The 16,452-nt window shown below is 36.1% G+C and carries 16 protein-coding genes; 14 read left to right on the forward strand and 2 right to left on the reverse strand.

All coding sequences use genetic code 11. The annotated features are described in order from the left end of the window. Positions 1-229: 229 nt before the first annotated feature. The 9 genes from PQ474_RS00060 (at position 230) to PQ474_RS00100 (ending at position 9,252) form a co-directional block, all read left to right on the forward strand. Positions 230-1,408: an NAD(P)/FAD-dependent oxidoreductase gene (locus PQ474_RS00060; protein ID WP_273839406.1), complete on the forward strand. Its 1,179-nt coding sequence runs from the start codon at positions 230-232 to the stop codon at positions 1,406-1,408. Then, positions 1,392-2,549, forward strand: a complete 1,158-nt coding sequence (locus tag PQ474_RS00065) for a nucleoside recognition domain-containing protein (RefSeq protein WP_273839408.1) — start codon at positions 1,392-1,394, stop codon at positions 2,547-2,549. The genes PQ474_RS00060 and PQ474_RS00065 overlap by 17 nt, the downstream gene beginning before the upstream one ends. A 277-nt stretch (positions 2,550-2,826) precedes the next feature. Continuing rightward, on the forward strand, positions 2,827-3,822 hold the full coding sequence (locus tag PQ474_RS00070) for a CobW family GTP-binding protein (protein ID WP_273839410.1): 996 nt from the start codon (positions 2,827-2,829) through the stop codon (positions 3,820-3,822). Positions 3,823-4,110: 288 nt separating this feature from the next. Continuing rightward, on the forward strand, positions 4,111-5,106 hold the full coding sequence (locus PQ474_RS00075; protein WP_273840262.1) for a FecCD family ABC transporter permease: 996 nt from the start codon (positions 4,111-4,113) through the stop codon (positions 5,104-5,106). Then, on the forward strand, positions 5,103-5,876 hold the full coding sequence (locus PQ474_RS00080; protein ID WP_273839412.1) for an ABC transporter ATP-binding protein: 774 nt from the start codon (positions 5,103-5,105) through the stop codon (positions 5,874-5,876). Before PQ474_RS00075 ends, PQ474_RS00080 begins: the two co-directional genes overlap by 4 nt. Positions 5,877-5,932: 56 nt before the next feature. Further along, the gene (locus tag PQ474_RS00085; protein WP_273839415.1) at positions 5,933-6,997 is read left to right on the forward strand and encodes a methyltransferase domain-containing protein; all 1,065 of its coding nucleotides are present in this window, start codon (positions 5,933-5,935) and stop codon (positions 6,995-6,997) included. Between the two features lie 15 nt (positions 6,998-7,012). Beyond that, on the forward strand, positions 7,013-8,014 hold the full coding sequence (locus PQ474_RS00090; RefSeq protein ID WP_337956287.1) for an ABC transporter substrate-binding protein: 1,002 nt from the start codon (positions 7,013-7,015) through the stop codon (positions 8,012-8,014). A 62-nt stretch (positions 8,015-8,076) separates the two neighbouring features. Next, the gene (locus PQ474_RS00095) at positions 8,077-8,799 is read left to right on the forward strand and encodes a class I SAM-dependent methyltransferase (protein WP_273839419.1); all 723 of its coding nucleotides are present in this window, start codon (positions 8,077-8,079) and stop codon (positions 8,797-8,799) included. Positions 8,800-8,862: 63 nt separating this feature from the next. Next, entirely contained in the window at positions 8,863-9,252 is a 390-nt protein-coding gene (locus PQ474_RS00100; protein ID WP_273839422.1) for a (2Fe-2S) ferredoxin domain-containing protein, read from the forward strand. A 273-nt stretch (positions 9,253-9,525) separates the two neighbouring features. Here the strand turns inward: PQ474_RS00100 and PQ474_RS00105 are convergent, their stop codons facing one another. Then, entirely contained in the window at positions 9,526-10,707 is a 1,182-nt protein-coding gene (locus tag PQ474_RS00105) for a GTP-binding protein (protein ID WP_273839423.1), read from the reverse strand. 367 nt (positions 10,708-11,074) lie between these two features. Next, positions 11,075-11,416 (reverse strand): hypothetical protein, encoded by a 342-nt coding sequence (locus PQ474_RS00110; RefSeq protein ID WP_273839424.1) that lies wholly within the window; start codon positions 11,414-11,416, stop codon positions 11,075-11,077. Between the two features lie 157 nt (positions 11,417-11,573). Here PQ474_RS00110 and PQ474_RS00115 point away from each other — a divergent pair, with 157 nt between their 5' ends. From PQ474_RS00115 to PQ474_RS00135, 5 genes are all read left to right on the forward strand, one after another. Beyond that, positions 11,574-12,773: a GTP-binding protein gene (locus PQ474_RS00115; protein ID WP_273839428.1), complete on the forward strand. Its 1,200-nt coding sequence runs from the start codon at positions 11,574-11,576 to the stop codon at positions 12,771-12,773. A 19-nt stretch (positions 12,774-12,792) separates the two neighbouring features. Next, entirely contained in the window at positions 12,793-13,326 is a 534-nt protein-coding gene (gene dcd / locus PQ474_RS00120; RefSeq protein WP_273839431.1) for a dCTP deaminase, read from the forward strand. Positions 13,327-13,447: 121 nt separating this feature from the next. Next, on the forward strand, positions 13,448-14,419 hold the full coding sequence (locus PQ474_RS00125) for a CobW family GTP-binding protein (protein WP_273839435.1): 972 nt from the start codon (positions 13,448-13,450) through the stop codon (positions 14,417-14,419). Positions 14,420-14,564: 145 nt separating this feature from the next. Further along, complete coding sequence (locus PQ474_RS00130; protein ID WP_390186131.1) at positions 14,565-15,560, forward strand: permease; 996 nt, start codon at positions 14,565-14,567, stop codon at positions 15,558-15,560. A gap of 39 nt (positions 15,561-15,599) precedes the next feature. Then, on the forward strand, positions 15,600-16,391 hold the full coding sequence (locus tag PQ474_RS00135; RefSeq protein ID WP_273839437.1) for a TIGR03943 family putative permease subunit: 792 nt from the start codon (positions 15,600-15,602) through the stop codon (positions 16,389-16,391). The last annotated feature ends 61 nt before the right edge of the window (positions 16,392-16,452 follow it).

Consider the following 16,452-nt stretch of genomic DNA (forward strand, 5'->3'; position numbering starts at 1 on the left):
ATGTATAAGATTTTTTTAAAGATAGGAAAGGTTGAAATTTGAGCGAGTACAGGATGAGTTTCAATGAAATATGAAACCTTACTCGAAGAAGAGCAATGGCTCCACATGCTAGGCGTTCAACAACAAGAACCCCACTGTCGATCGTCTTAAAAGAAGTACTTAACAGCCATTTTAAAATACGTTGAAATGAATAAAGTTTTGACAACTGAACATTCAAAGGATAGAATATATGATAATCGTAATCATTACGAATTATGAGGGAGCTATTGAAAGAGGAGTGGTAAGAACAGTGGAAAAAGAATACGATGTTGTCATCGTTGGGGCAGGTCCAGCAGGAATTGGTATTGCCGTCATTTTGAAACAAATGGGTCTACATAATTATTGTATTTTAGAAAGAAATTCAGTTGGAAGTACTTTTAAAAGATGGCCTAAAGAAATGAGGTTATTAACACCATCATTTCCTGGTCATGGATTTGGTCTCCTTGATTTAAATGCTATTGTGCCAGAGACTTCTCCTGGATTTACGTTTCAATCAGAGCATTTAAGTGGTGAGGAATATGCCAAGTATCTTCAAGCGGTTGCTAGTCATTTTGAACTACCAATTGAATTAGGCATTGATGTGAAAAATATAGATAAAACATCAGGGGGATTTCGTCTAGATACAAACAAAGCAGAAATAAATGGTCAATATGTGATATGGGCAGGTGGAGAATTCCAGTATCCTAATTTACAACCATTCGAAGGTGGAGAACTATGTCTTCATAATAGTAAAGTTCACTCTTGGGAGGACTTAGTAGGAGATGAGTTTTTCATTATTGGGGGTTATGAAAGCGGAATGGATTCCGCTATTCATCTTAGCCATCTAGAGAAGGATGTAACAGTATTGGCTAGAGAGGATACTTGGACTCGTTATAACCCTGACCCAAGTATTTCATTGTCTCCTTTTACGTGTGATCGTCTTGCTGAATTTCAGGATTCCGATCAACTAGTTTTAAGAGGAAATGCAGAAGTGATAAAGGTAGAAAAAGAAGAGGAAGACTATCAAATCCATCTTTCCAATGGAGAAAAACTGGAAAGTTCTACTCAGCCGATTTTGGCAACAGGTTTTAAAAATAGTCTTTCACTTATTTTAGAGCATTTCTATTGGGATGAAGAAAATGAAATTGAGTTGAATGAGGTTGATGAATCAACGGTTTCAGAAGGGTTGTTTTTAATAGGACCTCAAGTCCGTCATGAAAAAGTGATTTTTTGTTTTATTTATAAGTTTAGACAGCGATTTGCTGTTGTCGCAAAAGAGATCTGCGATCGGCTAGGAATAAAGGTTAGTGCCGAGTTGATTGAGTTTTACCGACAGTCAAATATGTACCTAGATGATTTGTCATGCTGTGGAAATGAGTGTATTTGTTAAAGCGATGATGGAACTAGAGAAGCAAGAAATAAATACAAATACATCCATTAAAGGTGGTTTGTGGTTGATAGGTAGCTTACTTATTATTCTCGTAGTGTATGGCTTACCTGTGTATGGAGCGTTCCTAATTGCAACCTTTTTTGAACCTATTGTTGAGACCTATTTTATTCTTCAGGTAGAAGAATGGTTTCTGCAGGCTCCAATGATAATAGCGGAAATCGTAGTTGGTCCATTTGGATTGTTAACGTTAGGAATGTATTCATTTGTCTGGGCTTTCCCTGTTGTGGTCTTTATTAGTATCTCCATTGGAATTACGACTAATATGGGTTTAAAAGACAAACTTACTGTTGCGGTGGATCCTTTGCTTAGGAAAATCGGTCTTACGGGACGAGATATGATTCCGATCGTAACTGGATACGGATGCAATGTTGTAGCTGTTTATCAAAGTAAAGGATGTTCTTCATGTACAAGGAAGCAATGCCTTTCAATGATTTCATTTAGTTCAGCTTGTAGTTATCAAGTTGGGGCAACCTTGTCTTTATTCAGTGTGGCAGGGAAGCCTTGGTTGTTTTTTCCGTATATTATCATTCTAGCAGTTATGGGGATCATTCATACAAAATTATGGTATCCGCAACAACAACATGAGAGTTATTTTCCAATGAAGGATCAATCCCTTAGATGGGGGAATCCCGTTGTCATTCTGGCCAATGTCCGCGATGCGATTAAACAATTTTTTTATCAGGCTATGCCTATCTTTTTAGTCATTTGTATGACTGCTGCAACGCTTCATCATTTTAAAATACTTAACGTGCTCTCAAATAAGGTCGGGCCTGTTTTAGCCTTTTTCTCTTTACCAGCAGAAGCAAGTCTAGGTATTCTTTTTTCCATTCTTAGAAAAGATGGAATTTTACTCTTTAACGAAAGAAATGGACAACTGCTTTTAGATCTAACTTCAATGGAATTGTTTATTCTTATTTATTTAGCATCAACGTTGTCGGCTTGTCTTGTAACGCTTTTTGCTATTGCTAAAGATGTAAGTAAGTCTATCGCTTTTCAAATTGCCTCAAAACAAGCGGTAACATCTGTCGTTTCTTCTTTACTTTTAGTCATAGTTTGGCGAATTTTTGTTGGAAATTATTGAATAGGAGAAACGCCTAAATTCTTTAAGATACATAATATTAATTAAACTGTGGTTTGTAAAAATGAAAATTTATTAAGGAATGATGTTAGTAAATGCCCAAGGGGAAAACGGAGTAGTTATTGGTCAACATATTGGAGTTGCAATTATTTTATGGGAAGATCATCGAACAGAGGAATGGTTTGTTTGATGAAGACTGGTGAGCTTTTTGACAAAACTTCAAAACAGTAAGGGTATTTATATCGTTACACTACTAAATGAAAAGAAGGTGTCTAACATTATGAGTAAAAGGAAAAAAGTTCCTGTAACGGTCTTAACAGGATTTCTTGGTGCGGGAAAAACAACATTATTAAATTATATTTTAACAGGAAACCATGGGAAGAAGGTTGCCGTGATTGTCAATGAATTCGGTGAAGTTGGTATCGACAATAAATTAGTTGTGGGTGCAGATGAAGAAATTTTTGAAATGAATAATGGTTGTATTTGTTGTACCGTTCGTGGTGACTTGCTTCGAATTCTTCACGATTTAAAAGACAAACGAATGAATCGTAAAGGTCAAAAGCAGTTTAATTTTGACCGAGTCATTATTGAAACAACCGGTTTAGCAGATCCCGGTCCTGTTGCCCAAACCTTTTTTGTTGATCCTGCTCTTTCTGAATACTACCATTTAGATTCGATTGTGACAGTGGTGGATTGTTACCATGCCCATGAGCAGCTTGACCGCTCTCAGGAAGCACAAGAACAAGTAGCTTTTGCAGATGTACTTCTTTTGAATAAAGTAGATTTAGTTAGTGAAGAAGAGCTGGACAGCTTGAAAAACAGATTAAGAAGGATGAATCCATCTGCTCAATTTCAGCAGGGTGAATATGGGCATATTGATATTGAGAAGATTCTTAACATCTATTCATTCGATATTGATAAAAAACTGGAAATAGCACCTAACTTTCTAAATGAGGACCATCACCACCACCATGATGACGGCGTTAAAGCCATTGTGATGAGGTCAGAAAAACCACTTAACTTAGCAAAAGTTGAAAAGTGGATGGACACCGTTATTCAAAATCTTGGCCCGAATATGTACCGTTATAAAGGGATCTTTCATATTGAAAATCTAGAAAAGAGAGTTGTGTTTCAAGGTGTTCATATGATGTTTGCTGGCAATGCAGATCGTATGTGGAAGTCTAATGAAAAACGAGTAAGTGAAATGGTCGTTATCGGTAAGGAATTGGATGAAAAATGGTTTCAAGAGAAGTTCAATCAATGTATTTCGGAATAATATAAATGAGAGGAAGTTAAAAATATAGTGTCTTACAAAATATTGAACTTGTGGAAATATCATAATTTCCAAATCGTAATTATTACGCTTTGAGACTTATCCTAATCTTTTTTTCTAAATAACGTGTTTAAAAATATTTAACTTTATAAGGGAGGTGTTTTGCAGATGGGAAGCTTAGCAAAAGCCGATATAATTGAACAGCCCTCTAAAGTAAAAGGAACAGAGAAAAATAAGGAGACAATTTATCGAATTCTATTCGTGAATCTTGTTGTTGTCTTACTTTTCTCAATGACTACCTCTATTATGCTTGGACCTGTTTCTATTTCTCCAATGACAGTTTGGAAAATTGCTTTTTCAAAAATTCCTGTTTTTGAAAATTTAATTCTATCTGATTGGTCAAGAGCTCAGGAACAAATTATTTGGGAAATTCGTTTTCCTAGAGTCATATTAGGGGCGATTGTTGGTGCGGGTTTAGCCGTGGTGGGTGTCGCTATTCAAGCATTGGTTCGAAATTCCCTAGCCGATCCGTTTATTTTAGGGGTATCATCAGGGGCTTCTGTTGGTGCTACGCTAGTAATCATTTTTGGAGCGTTTAAAGTATTTGGCCAATATGCTCTTTCCATTGCTGCTTTTCTAGGCGCTCTTTTGTCCGTTTTCCTCGTTTTTATTTTAGCCCAAGTGAATGGGAGAATTTCAACGGTTAGGCTTTTATTATCAGGTATTGCCATATCGATGATGCTTTCTGCTATTACAAGTTATATCGTTATTTCAGCACCTCGTGAGGAAGGGATGCGCGACGCGTTATTTTGGATGATGGGAAGCTTGGCAGGGGCTAAGTGGGAGCAATTATCTATTCCATTTTTATGTTTATTTATTGGGATTGGTTTACTTCTTTTTTTAGCAAGGCCACTCAACCTGCTCTTAATGGGTGATCAAACAGCTTCTAATCTCGGGTTAAATATCGATGTCTTTAAAAAAATGCTTATCCTCTTAACGGCATTACTAACAGGAGTATTAGTGGCAGTAAGTGGAGCAATTGGTTTTATTGGGTTAATGGTACCTCATATTGTTCGTTTGCTTATTGGCTCGGAACATCGCAGAGTCTTACCAATAAGTGCTCTTGTAGGTGCTATTTTTCTCATTTGGGCGGATGTTCTATCACGTATAGTCGTTGCACCACAAGAGTTACCAATTGGAATTGTTACTGCATTGTGTGGAGGGCCTTTTTTCATTTGGCTTCTTAGGCGCAGTTCCTATTCTTTTGGGGGAGGTGAAGGAAAATGAATTTAACAGTTGAACAACTAACGACGACGATTGAACAAAAAAAAATTATTGAAGATATTAGTATCCATGTCTACTCTGGACAATTCGTTGGCGTGATAGGCCCTAATGGGAGTGGGAAGTCGACATTATTAAAAACAATCTATCGAATTTTCCGTCCACATGGGGGACTTCTTTCTTTAGATGAACGTGATATTTTTAAGCTCTCTTATAAAGAATTTTCTAAAAGTATGGCAGTTGTTAGTCAAGAAGGGTCTGTTCCTTTTGATTTTACAGTAAGTGAAATCGTATTAATGGGGAGGAGCCCTTATAAGCGATTGTTAGAGCGTGATACAGCTGAAGATGTAGCTCTCGTTAGATCTTCTTTAGTGAAGGTTGGATTGGAGCAATTTACAGATAGAGGTTTTTCTACGCTATCTGGAGGAGAAAAGCAGCGGGTTTTTATTGCTAGAGCCCTTGTTCAAGAGGCACCATTTCTTATATTAGATGAACCAACGAACCACCTTGATATTCATCATCAGCTTCACATGCTTGATATCGTTCGAAATTTAAATGTGAGTGTTCTAGCTGCACTCCATGATTTGAATTTAGCTGCAGCCTATTGTGATGCTTTATATGTTGTCAAAGATGGAAAAGTAGTAAGGTATGGTTCACCAGAAGAAGTAATTACTAAGTCAATGCTGAAAGAAGTTTTTCAAGTAGATTGCACAGTTACGCACCACCCTAAAACTGGAAAACCACAAATTCTTTTTATATCTGACGGAATGTTTTGAACGAATCAACATTCTCACCATTGTAGCACACTTGTAAGTAAGAGAAAGGAGAATAAATGGCAAATTATAAATGTACATATTGTGGCTTCCAATATAATGAATGGCATGGGGATTGTAAAAATGGTATTCCAGCAGAAACTCCTTACTCAGCTTTAGCTGGTTCTTTATGCCAAAGGTGTGGGCTTCAAGGAGAACGGCACGTAAGAGCAGCTAACTCTAAATATACGGGGCTTGAAGCAGAATACTATGATTTATTTGTTGGAAAAGGTGGACAGGATCTTTACAGAAATTGGATATTGCGATCAGAAGAGCCCCCCTATGTTTTAGAGCTAGGTGTAGGTACTGGAAGGATTGCTTTAGAGTTGGCCAAATACAATATTCCTGTTACCGGAGTTGATTGGAGTTCTGAGATGTTGGATGTTGCAAGAAAAAAAGCAAACCGTCTGAAAAGAGAAGTGACTTTTTTAGAAGAGGATGTAACTACACTTGATTTAAATAAAAGTTATAGTCATATTCTATTATCTGACGGATTCTTTCAGCATTTTACAACAGTAGCAGAACAAAAAGATCTCTTAGCTGTGATTCGTAAGCATCTGAAAAAGGATGGACTTGTCGCTATTGATTTGGTTCTTCCACCAAATGAACCTGCCTGGAAAGTAAGACAACGAAAGCAACTGACTGATCATAAAATGATTTATTTTACGGTAGAAGGCGTGACATCTATACAGCGTCAACTTTTTCACTACACAGCTACCTATGAGAGCTATCGTAAAGGTACACTTCAATCTCAATACCGGGTCGAACGAGAACTTAGTATTATTACACCTCGAGAGCTTGTATATTTGTTGATGCTAGATGGGTTTTATATTACTGAAATTATTGAAAACTACCAATTTACTACTAACTTATGGGAATCCATGAAGGTATCTGAATTAAATGATACTCTAACGTACTTATATAAAGAAGAAATGCTGGAAGAAAAAGAAGCCGAAATAAATGCCGGACTTCTGTATCCCTATCAAGAGGATAGGTGGAATGAGGGCGGATATCCATTTGGTGTAAAAAGCTTTAATCATAATAGTCAATCAGCTAAATGGACAATATTAGCAACAATAAAATAAAAAAGAGGTATGAAAATGATAAAGAAATTTCAATTAGGACTTATTTTTTGCTTGATTCTAGTATTATTATCAGCTTGTGGTTCTACTAAAGAAACCAATTTAAATAATCAGCAAGAAGAAAAGAATACCGTAGAAAAAGGAGAAAAGGAACAAGAAGCCTATGGGCTTGTAGAAATTGAAAATAATGACAATGTACTCGTTTTTACAGATATCCCCCAACGTGCTGTCACATTAAATCAACATGTGACAGAAGTCATGCTGGCTCTTGGTTTAGAAGAATATATGGTAGGTACAGCCTATCTTGATGACGAGATTTTACCAGAATTTAAGGAAGCTTACGAACAGATCTTAGTTTTATCTGACCAATCCCCATCCCAGGAAGTATTTTTAGAAGAAGAACCTGACTTTGCTTATGCTGGTTGGAGTAGTGCTTTCCGCGAAGATAATATAGGGACAGTTGAGCAGCTACAGCAATTCGGTATTAACGCCTATTTGCATGAATCATCAACTGTCATTGGACCAACTATTAACCATATTTATCAAGATATCCGTAACATCGCTAAAATTTTTAATGTTGTCGAACGAGGTGAAAAACTTATCAACAAGATGGAAACAGAAATAGAGAATATTCAAACAACGATTCCTGAGGGGATAGAGCCTGTACGTGTATTTGTATTTGATAGTGGAGATACGGCACCATTTACTGTAGGGCAAAACTTTTTGAATACCATCATTACAATGGCTGGCGGTAATAATATTTTTAATGATATTGATAGCAACTGGGGAGAAGTAAGCTGGGAAGAAGTGGTGGACCGAGATCCAGAAGTAATTGTAATTGTTAATTATGGTGAAACAACAGCAGAAGATAAAAAAGAGCAATTGTTGAATCATCCTGGATTATCAGATGTCACAGCAATAAAGGAAGAGCACTTCATTATTATGCCACTGTCTGCAGCAGCTGAAGGGATCCGAGTTCCATCTGCTCTTGATATTTTAGTAAGTGGTTTATACAAATAAGAACAGATAGAACCTATTATTAAACCGTAAACGTGTCGAAATGAGAAAGGAAGAGAATAATTGTGGGGCTTTGGTATGAAGATCACTTCCAAGAAGATTATTTAATGATCTATAAACATCGAAATGAAGAAAACGCACATTTAGAGCTAAGTAATATAATGAATTTTATTCCATACAAGAAAGATCAGAAAGTGCTAGACCTTTGTTGTGGTGCTGGGAGACATAGCCGCTGGTTTGCAAAAAGAGGATTGAACGTGACTGGAATCGATTTATCAAATACTCTGTTAGAAGAGGCGAAGACTCAGTCTCAAACCTTAGGTATAAAATATATTAGGTCTGATATGAGAAATATAACATTTAATAATGAATTTGATATCGTTGTTAATCTTTTTACAAGTTTTGGTTACTTTGAAGATGATCAAGATAATGAGCGTGTTTTTACACGGGTATATTCTTCTTTAAAGGAAGGTGGATATTTTTTATTTGATTATTTAAATCCATCATTTACTAGGGAAAATTTAGTTCCTTTTTCACAGCAAACAATTGACCATACAGCCATCAATCATTATAGAAACATTGATAATGACGCTGTTGTTAAACGAATAGTCGTTAAAGATAACGATTCAACTCGTCATTACGAAGAACGAGTGAAACTATATTCAGAGAACAGAATTAGTGAAATGTTAGAGAATAATAATCTAAAAATCATGCATTTGTTTGGTAACTATGATGGCAGTAAATATGATCAAAATTCGCCTAGATTGCTGTATATTTGCAAGAAATAAATCGTAATAATAACTATTATCGTCTATGTCACTTATTTATAAAAGCAGAAAGGAGTTGAAGAAATGGCTACATGGAATTTAACTGATACAGAGCATCACATTCTTATTTGTAATGGAAGTAGCTGTAATAAAGCAGGGGCAGAAGAATTAACTCAAGGTATTAGGGGGGAGATAGCAGCTAAAGGTTTAGACCCTGTGATACATACATCAAGAACGCTTTGTAATGGACGCTGTCAAGATAAATGCGTCCTGATTACCTATCCTGACGGTCACTGGTATAAAGAAATGTCTAGTGAGGATGCTCCTCGTTTTGTTGAAGCGCTAATGAGAGGAAATTCATTGGAGGATAAGGTTAGTCATTCATATAATGGAAGATACTTTGAACCAACTGAAGGAACGGTGCTAGGAGTTGAAAAAGATAGAGAAATAGTAAAGAGAGTTTCAAAAAAATGATAATATCATCATTAGAGGTTGTTCAAAAAAAAGAGTCTTTTTTTTGAACAACCTAATATGTTTTTAAGAATAATTTTATTCATATGTAAGATTTCTCGTTTGAATCACTTACGCACTATATCAAAAGCGTAATAGCTAACAATAAAAGAATCGGAGAAGCCTTTAAATAAAGGTTGAAGTTCATACTTCAACTTGAATGAAAGAATATAGAAAAAAGGGCAGTTAGGAAGGAATCTCTTAACTGCCCTTTGCTATAGTAGTAAACTATTATATTTATGCTTCAACATATTCCGGAAGGGGATCAGCAAATGTTGTCCAATCGGCTTCCATTTCTTTATCTGTTAATAAGCATTCATTAAGCGATTCTCTTATTTCTTCATGATCCATATCAATCCCAATTAAGACTAGCTCTGTCATTCGATCACCGAATTCGGGATCCCATTTTTCTAAAAGCTCTGGTTCTTCGAGTAATGTTTGTTGTTTTTCTTCTTCCGAGTAGGCTGCAACCCATTCTCCAGCTCCTTGAATGGTTACAGTCGAGCCAGATTGCGAAATTAAACCTGCCACCTGATTTCGTGAGGCGAGCCAAATGAAACCTTTTGCTCGAACAACATCAACAGGCCAATTTTCCATCCAATTCATAAGTCGTTCTGGATGAAATGGCTTCCTACTGCGGTAGACGAACGAAGAGATACCGTATTCTTCCGTTTCTGGTGTGTGTTCTTCATTTAATTCCTTGATCCAACCAGCCGATTGACTGACTTTTTCGAAGTCGAATTTCCCCGTATTTAAAATAGCAGATAATTCAACCGTAGAGAATGAAGTAGGAATGATGTCGGCATCCGCATTTAATTTTTTCATGAAACCAATTAATTCGTTCTTATCAATTTCTTCTAACATTTCAACTTTATTAAGAACAATCACATCGGCAAATTCAATCTGATCAACAAGAAGATCTGAAATTTCACGCGTATCGGATTCATCTGTACCTTCTTTACGGTCAAGCAGCGATTCACCTGATGCATAGTCCTCCCAAAAGCGGTTCGCATCAACAACGGTCACCATTGTATCGAGCTTACATTTTTGAGTTAAATCGATCCCAACTTCTTCATCAATATACGTAAATGTTTGGGCAACAGGGACAGGCTCGCTTATTCCAGAAGATTCAATGACAATATAATCGATATTACCGGCATCAACAATTCGTTCAACCTCCTGCATTAGATCTTCACGCAGAGTACAGCAAATACAGCCGTTTTGAAGCTCAACTAATTTTTCCTCCGTTCTAGAAAAACCATTATTTTTTACAAGCGTTGCATCAATATTAACTTCGCTCATATCATTTACGATTACAGCCACTTTTAATCCTTCACGGTTGGTTAAGATGTGGTTTAATAAAGTGGTTTTGCCAGAACCTAGATATCCACTTAAAACAGTAACAGGTACTTTTTTCATTAATAAATCCTCCTCATCATCTATAAAACCATTTAAACACTCTTATAGAGTCTGTTCAAAAAGGGGTGATTTTTCCCTTTTTGAACAGAGTCAGAAAGTTGAATGTATTCGTTCATTCACTATCGGTTTATAAATAGTAATTATTACGATTTAAATTCTAGCGTTCTTTATGCTATTTGTAAATAGCAGGTCCTATTTTTCCAATCTATTCTTAATAAATTTAGAAGTGTTAGGAGTTAAAGAGTAGCATTACTGCAGCTAATGGATATAAGTTTTGGAGGGAAAGATAAGAAATTAAAATTAGCAATGTACACGAATGAAGAAATGAAGACAGGTAGAACCCCTTCCATGGAAGGGGTTCTACTATCTATTGAACACTTACCAATTCTACAGGGCCATGGTCGTCACAATGATCGCCATGAACGTGATGCAATCGTCCATTTACCAAATAGTCCATATGATCGCCATGAGGAACTAGTTCATGACCACAATCTTCCTCGTGAGTACAACCGCAATTCATTGGAGCACACTCATTTGGGTTGGTTTCGGTTACCGGGATTTTGCATTCATCCCAGTGTCCATTGTGTTCGTGATGAAGATGACCATTGTGTACATAATCGATGTGATCATCATGTTTAATTTTTGTATGACCACAAGCTACACTATGTTTATGTGGGTGTTGTTCGTGAGTATGATGTTCGTGTCGCATATTTTTACCTCCTTTATTTAGGGTACATTCTATTTACATATATTGTCCTTAAAATTGTGGATTAAAACATCGTGAAAACATTTTGACAAATGTTAACAGGACGGTTAAAATATGAAAATAGTAATCATTACGATTTACGAAATGTAGGAGGTACTTTATGAATAAAACCATTCCCGTAACCGTTTTAAGTGGCTACCTTGGTTCAGGTAAAACGACATTACTCAATCAAATTTTGAAAAACCGTGAAGGACTTAAAGTGGCAGTTATTGTCAATGACATGAGTGAGGTAAATATTGATGCGGAACTAGTTAAACAAGGCGGGGAATTATCTAGAACGGAAGAAAAATTAGTCGAAATGTCTAACGGATGTATTTGTTGCACGCTTAGAGAAGATTTGTTAATTGAAGTCGAGAAGTTAGCTCTAGCAGGGAATATTGATTATATTGTGATTGAATCAACTGGTATTAGTGAACCTACTCCGGTTGCCCAAACCTTTTCATATATAGATGAGGAGTTAAATATAGATTTAACAAAATTCTGCCGTTTGGATACGATGGTGACGGTCGTGGATGCGAATCGTTTTTGGCACGACTTCCGCTCAGGAGAGAGCTTGTTAGATCGAAAAGAATCATTAGGTGAAGATGATCAAAGAGAAATTGCTGACTTGCTAATTGATCAAATTGAATTTTGTGATGTACTTATTTTGAACAAATGTGATCTAGTATCGGAAGAAGAATTACAAAAATTAGAACAAGTGCTAAGGACATTGCAACCAAAAGCAAAACTGATTCGATCCATACATGCAAAGGTTGATCCAAAAGAAATTTTGAATACACATTTATTCAACTTTGAAGAAGCGAGCAACTCAGCAGGATGGATTCGTGAGTTAACCCAGGGGCATGAACAACATACACCTGAGACAGAAGAGTATGGGATTTCCTCTTTTGTGTACATGAGAAGAGAACCATTTCACTCGGTTCGTTTTCAAAATTGGGTCCATTCAATGCCTAGTAATATTGTCAGGGCAAAAGGAATTGCATGGTGTTCAACAAGAAATAACCTAGCACTATTAATGTCACAAGCAGGGCCTTCGGTTACAATTGAACCTATTTCTTATTGGGTAGCAAGTCTTCCGTCTGCTGAGCAAAAGAAAATACTAAGGGATAATCCTCATTTGCTTGAAGATTGGGATGTAGAATTTGGTGACAGGCATACCAAACTAGTTTTCATAGGAACTGATCTAGACAAAGATGAAATAACGAAGGAATTGGATGGTTGTCTCTTAACGGATACTGAATTCACAACAGATTGGAAATCGTTGGAGGATCCGTTTGAGTGGAATTTGCAAAAGGCATAAGAGGAAGTAGGGATTAAAATTGATTTTGTCTGGAAGAAGTATTTTATCAAAAATAAATAATAAAGAGCTTGAAATCTCTCCTCTTACGAATGAACAGATTCAACCAGCTTCTGTTGACTTACGATTAGGGAGTCATTTTGTAACGATTGATGATTACAATGAAAGTTTGATCACTCTTAATGAGCCTGTTGCTTATCAAAGAATTACACCGAGCAATGAGAAAATGATTCTGCCACCTCAAACTTTTATCTTAGCAACGACAGTCGAAACGATTAGCTTACCTAATAATGTTACTGCTTTTGTGGAAGGAAGAAGTTCAATAGGAAGGCTTGGATTATTTATTCAAAACGCAGGGTGGGTTGATCCAGGGTTTAAAGGGGAAATCACCCTAGAGCTCTTTAATGCGAATCGTCTACCAATAGAATTAACAGTGGGGCGTAGGATCTGTCAGCTTGTTTTTGCTGAGGTCAACGAAGAAGCTGAACCTTACAAAGGCAAATATCTTAATCAAAGAGGAGCAACATCAAGCGAAATATTTAAAGATATAATGTGACGTTTGGAAAATGGAACTCGATGCAACGAGTTCTATTTTTTTACAAAAACAATACGCAAATAAGAATAATAACGATTTGAGGCCAATAAGATTAGAGGAGTAAATGATAGGGGGAATAAAATTGTCTAAAATACCTGTGTTTGTTTTAAGTGGATTTTTAGGGAGTGGTAAGACGACTCTGTTAGAGCGTCTACTAAAGGAGTCTGTAGACAGAAATCTTAAAACAGCTGTTTTAATGAATGAAATTGGAAAGACGGATACAGATGGCAGAATTCTGTTGGGCAAAAGTCAAATGATCGAAAAGTTATTAGATGGATGCATTTGCTGCAATAAAAAAAGTGAAGTCGTTCAATCTATGGAAAAATTGCTTCGTTTAAAACCTGATGTAATCTTCATTGAGTTGACTGGTGTTGCCAATCCAGAAGAGGTAGCCGATTCTTTAACGGAGCCGGAGCTTATCAATCAAGTATATTTAGAAAAAGTGATTACATTAATTGATGCAGAACATATTCTTTCCTATAATAGTGTGTTTGAATCAGATCGTGAGCTTGTAAGAACGACGAGAAGGCAAATAGAAGTTGCTGATTTACTAATCGTTAATAAAACGGATCTAGTTTCTGAATCAAAAAAGCAAAAGATAAATAAGCTTCTAATTAAACAAAATCCAACGTCTAACATTTCGTTTTCAACATTTAGTAACATTGAATTAGCTTCTTTATTTACCCACTTAAAATCTTCTTCGGTAAGAGTGAAAGTAAGAATAAAAAGTCCTAAACAAGAAGGTCATCATCACGAGCATACCCATAACTCCTATTCCAAAATTAAAAGCATTACATTGCCACTTTCTTCTACTACAAATTCGTTAGAAATTGAAAAGTTCTTAAAAAAGTGGAAAAATAACCTTCTGCGAGCCAAAGGCTATTTAAATCTTGAAGACGGTACATATCTTATGCAACATGTTATGAAACGAGTAAGTTGGGAACGTTCGACTTATAACGGTGACCATTACATAGTGTTGATCGGTATGGATCTAAATGAAGATGAAATCAACAAGGAATGGGGAAGCCTTGTTCAGAAAGCAAGTACATTTTAATGACTACCGAACAAAGCAACTTCTGATACAGTTGCTTTGTTTTTATTTTCGTAAGTAAATCGTAATAATTATTATTTGTGTTCATGAAGACCTCTTGTCCGCATATGAATAGGTAAACAAAAAAGTTGGAGGACTGTTTAACTTTATGCGGATACAAAAAAATTTTACAGAGATCGTAGGTTTTATTCTACTTGGAATGGCAGTTTTAGTCATATCATTTAATGACCGGTTTACAATAAGCAATCTATTGCTCCCAGAATCATTATTAACGTTTAATATGATCTTTTTAAGTATTTTAATTGAAGCCATTCCATTTGTATTAATAGGTGTTTTTATCGCTGGTATCATTCAAGTATTTGTAACAGAAGAACATCTGAAGAAGCTAATTCCTAAGAATAAATTATTTGCAGTTCTGGCAAGTTGCTTCATAGGAGCTTTATTCCCAGCTTGTGAATGTGGAATCGTCCCAATCGTTCGTCGTTTAATCGCAAAAGGAGTTCCTCTTTTCGCTGGTGTTGGTTTTCTTCTTACAGGTCCATTAATTAATCCGATTGTTGTTTTCTCTACCTATATGGCTTTTGGTGAAGATCTGAGAATGGCTATGTTAAGAATGGGTTTAGGACTAGCGATAGCGATCATCATTTCAGGTTTCATCTGTGTTCTTTTTAAGAACAATCAGTTAAAAAGAAGTAAGGATATAAAAAATGATCATTTAGCAATCCCTAAGCAACCTTTTAGTATACGAATAAAAAAAATGTTTGAACACGCAATCGATGAATTTTTTGATATGGGCAAGTTTTTAATCATGGGTGCGATTTTAGCAGCATTTGTTCAAACGTACATTTCGACTAAGTCGATTCTTGGTTTAGGAGAGGGGATCGTAGCTTCGACACTTGTTATGATGGGGCTTGCATATTTATTGTCGTTGTGTTCAGAGGCAGATGCATTTATTGCAGCTTCATTCCGTCATCTTTTTCCACAAACATCACTACTTGGATTCTTAATTTATGGTCCAATGCTAGATTTGAAAAATACGATTATGATGATGGCTGTGTTTAACATACGCTTTGTCATGATTCTGATGATCATCATTACTGGTACTGTGCTTGGAATCTTACTTTTCGTTCATCCATGGATATAAGAGGAGGGAGTCGCGATCATACATATTCAAGTGAGACAAATGGTTAAGGCAATCATTTTATTACTGTTTGCTGTATTTATTTTCATTTTGCATGAGACGGGGGAGATTAATCGATTTATAAACCCCAATTATCTCTACTTCAGTCAAATAGCGTCCGTTATCTTTCTATTTTTATTTTTTATACAAGTGCCTCGTATTTTTACATCTTCTAAGTTCGATCATAGTGAGTGTGGACCTTGGGGATGTAGCCATGAAGATGATGAGGGAGGAATAACGGTAAAAACGCTATTGACTTACGGCTTAATCATCATGCCATTACTAACAGGATTTCTTCTTCCGTATAAAGATTTCGGTGCAGCAGAAGCGCTTAAGCGAGGGATTAGCTACTCAACTCATGATCATGGTCACTTAGAAGGACATGATGAACTATTTCTTCATCAAATGGATAAAAGAGTACAAGAAATGTTAAAGAAACCTGTACTCGAATTTGATAATGAGAATTTTGCAAGCTACATAAGTACAGTTACTAGCTATCCCGAAAATTTTGTAGGAAAACCAATTATAGTAGAGGGCTTTATACTAGAGGATGACTCTCTTTCTAATAAACTAACTGTTATTACTAGATTTCTTGTAACCCATTGTGTTGCAGACGCTCATGCAGCTGGACTAGTTATTGAAAAAGGAGTCTCTTTCGGGATTCAAGAGAATACATGGATCCGTGTAAAAGGAGTATTAAATGTCAAAAAGAGTAATAGCAAGCTCATTCCGATTATTACCGTTAGCAGTTGGGAAGAAATTGAATCTCCTATGGATCCCTATGTGTATCCATAACGTAATCGTGCGTGTTGAAAGAAGTTGTTCAAAAAGGTAAAAAAAGAAGGCCACTGATAAA

Origin of the sequence: Halalkalibacter alkalisediminis (assembly GCF_028610705.1) — a bacterium.
GTDB classification, from domain to species: Bacteria; Bacillota; Bacilli; order Bacillales; family Bacillaceae_D; genus Halalkalibacter; species Halalkalibacter alkalisediminis.

Bases quoted from the DNA above. Each gene is read 5' to 3' on its own strand.
- PQ474_RS00060 (WP_273839406.1), top strand. From the start codon at position 230: ATGATAATCGTAATCATTACGAATTATGAGGGAGCTATTGAAAGAGGA.
- PQ474_RS00065 (WP_273839408.1), top strand. From the start codon at position 1,392: ATGAGTGTATTTGTTAAAGCGATGATGGAACTAGAGAAGCAAGAAATA.
- PQ474_RS00070 (WP_273839410.1), top strand. From the start codon at position 2,827: ATGAGTAAAAGGAAAAAAGTTCCTGTAACGGTCTTAACAGGATTTCTT.
- PQ474_RS00075 (WP_273840262.1), top strand. From the start codon at position 4,111: ATGACTACCTCTATTATGCTTGGACCTGTTTCTATTTCTCCAATGACA.
- PQ474_RS00080 (WP_273839412.1), top strand. From the start codon at position 5,103: ATGAATTTAACAGTTGAACAACTAACGACGACGATTGAACAAAAAAAA.
- PQ474_RS00085 (WP_273839415.1), top strand. From the start codon at position 5,933: ATGGCAAATTATAAATGTACATATTGTGGCTTCCAATATAATGAATGG.
- PQ474_RS00090 (WP_337956287.1), top strand. From the start codon at position 7,013: ATGATAAAGAAATTTCAATTAGGACTTATTTTTTGCTTGATTCTAGTA.
- PQ474_RS00100 (WP_273839422.1), top strand. From the start codon at position 8,863: ATGGCTACATGGAATTTAACTGATACAGAGCATCACATTCTTATTTGT.
- PQ474_RS00105 (WP_273839423.1), bottom strand. From the start codon at position 10,707: ATGAAAAAAGTACCTGTTACTGTTTTAAGTGGATATCTAGGTTCTGGC.
- PQ474_RS00110 (WP_273839424.1), bottom strand. From the start codon at position 11,416: ATGCGACACGAACATCATACTCACGAACAACACCCACATAAACATAGT.
- PQ474_RS00115 (WP_273839428.1), top strand. From the start codon at position 11,574: ATGAATAAAACCATTCCCGTAACCGTTTTAAGTGGCTACCTTGGTTCA.
- PQ474_RS00130 (WP_390186131.1), top strand. From the start codon at position 14,565: ATGCGGATACAAAAAAATTTTACAGAGATCGTAGGTTTTATTCTACTT.
- PQ474_RS00135 (WP_273839437.1), top strand. From the start codon at position 15,600: ATGGTTAAGGCAATCATTTTATTACTGTTTGCTGTATTTATTTTCATT.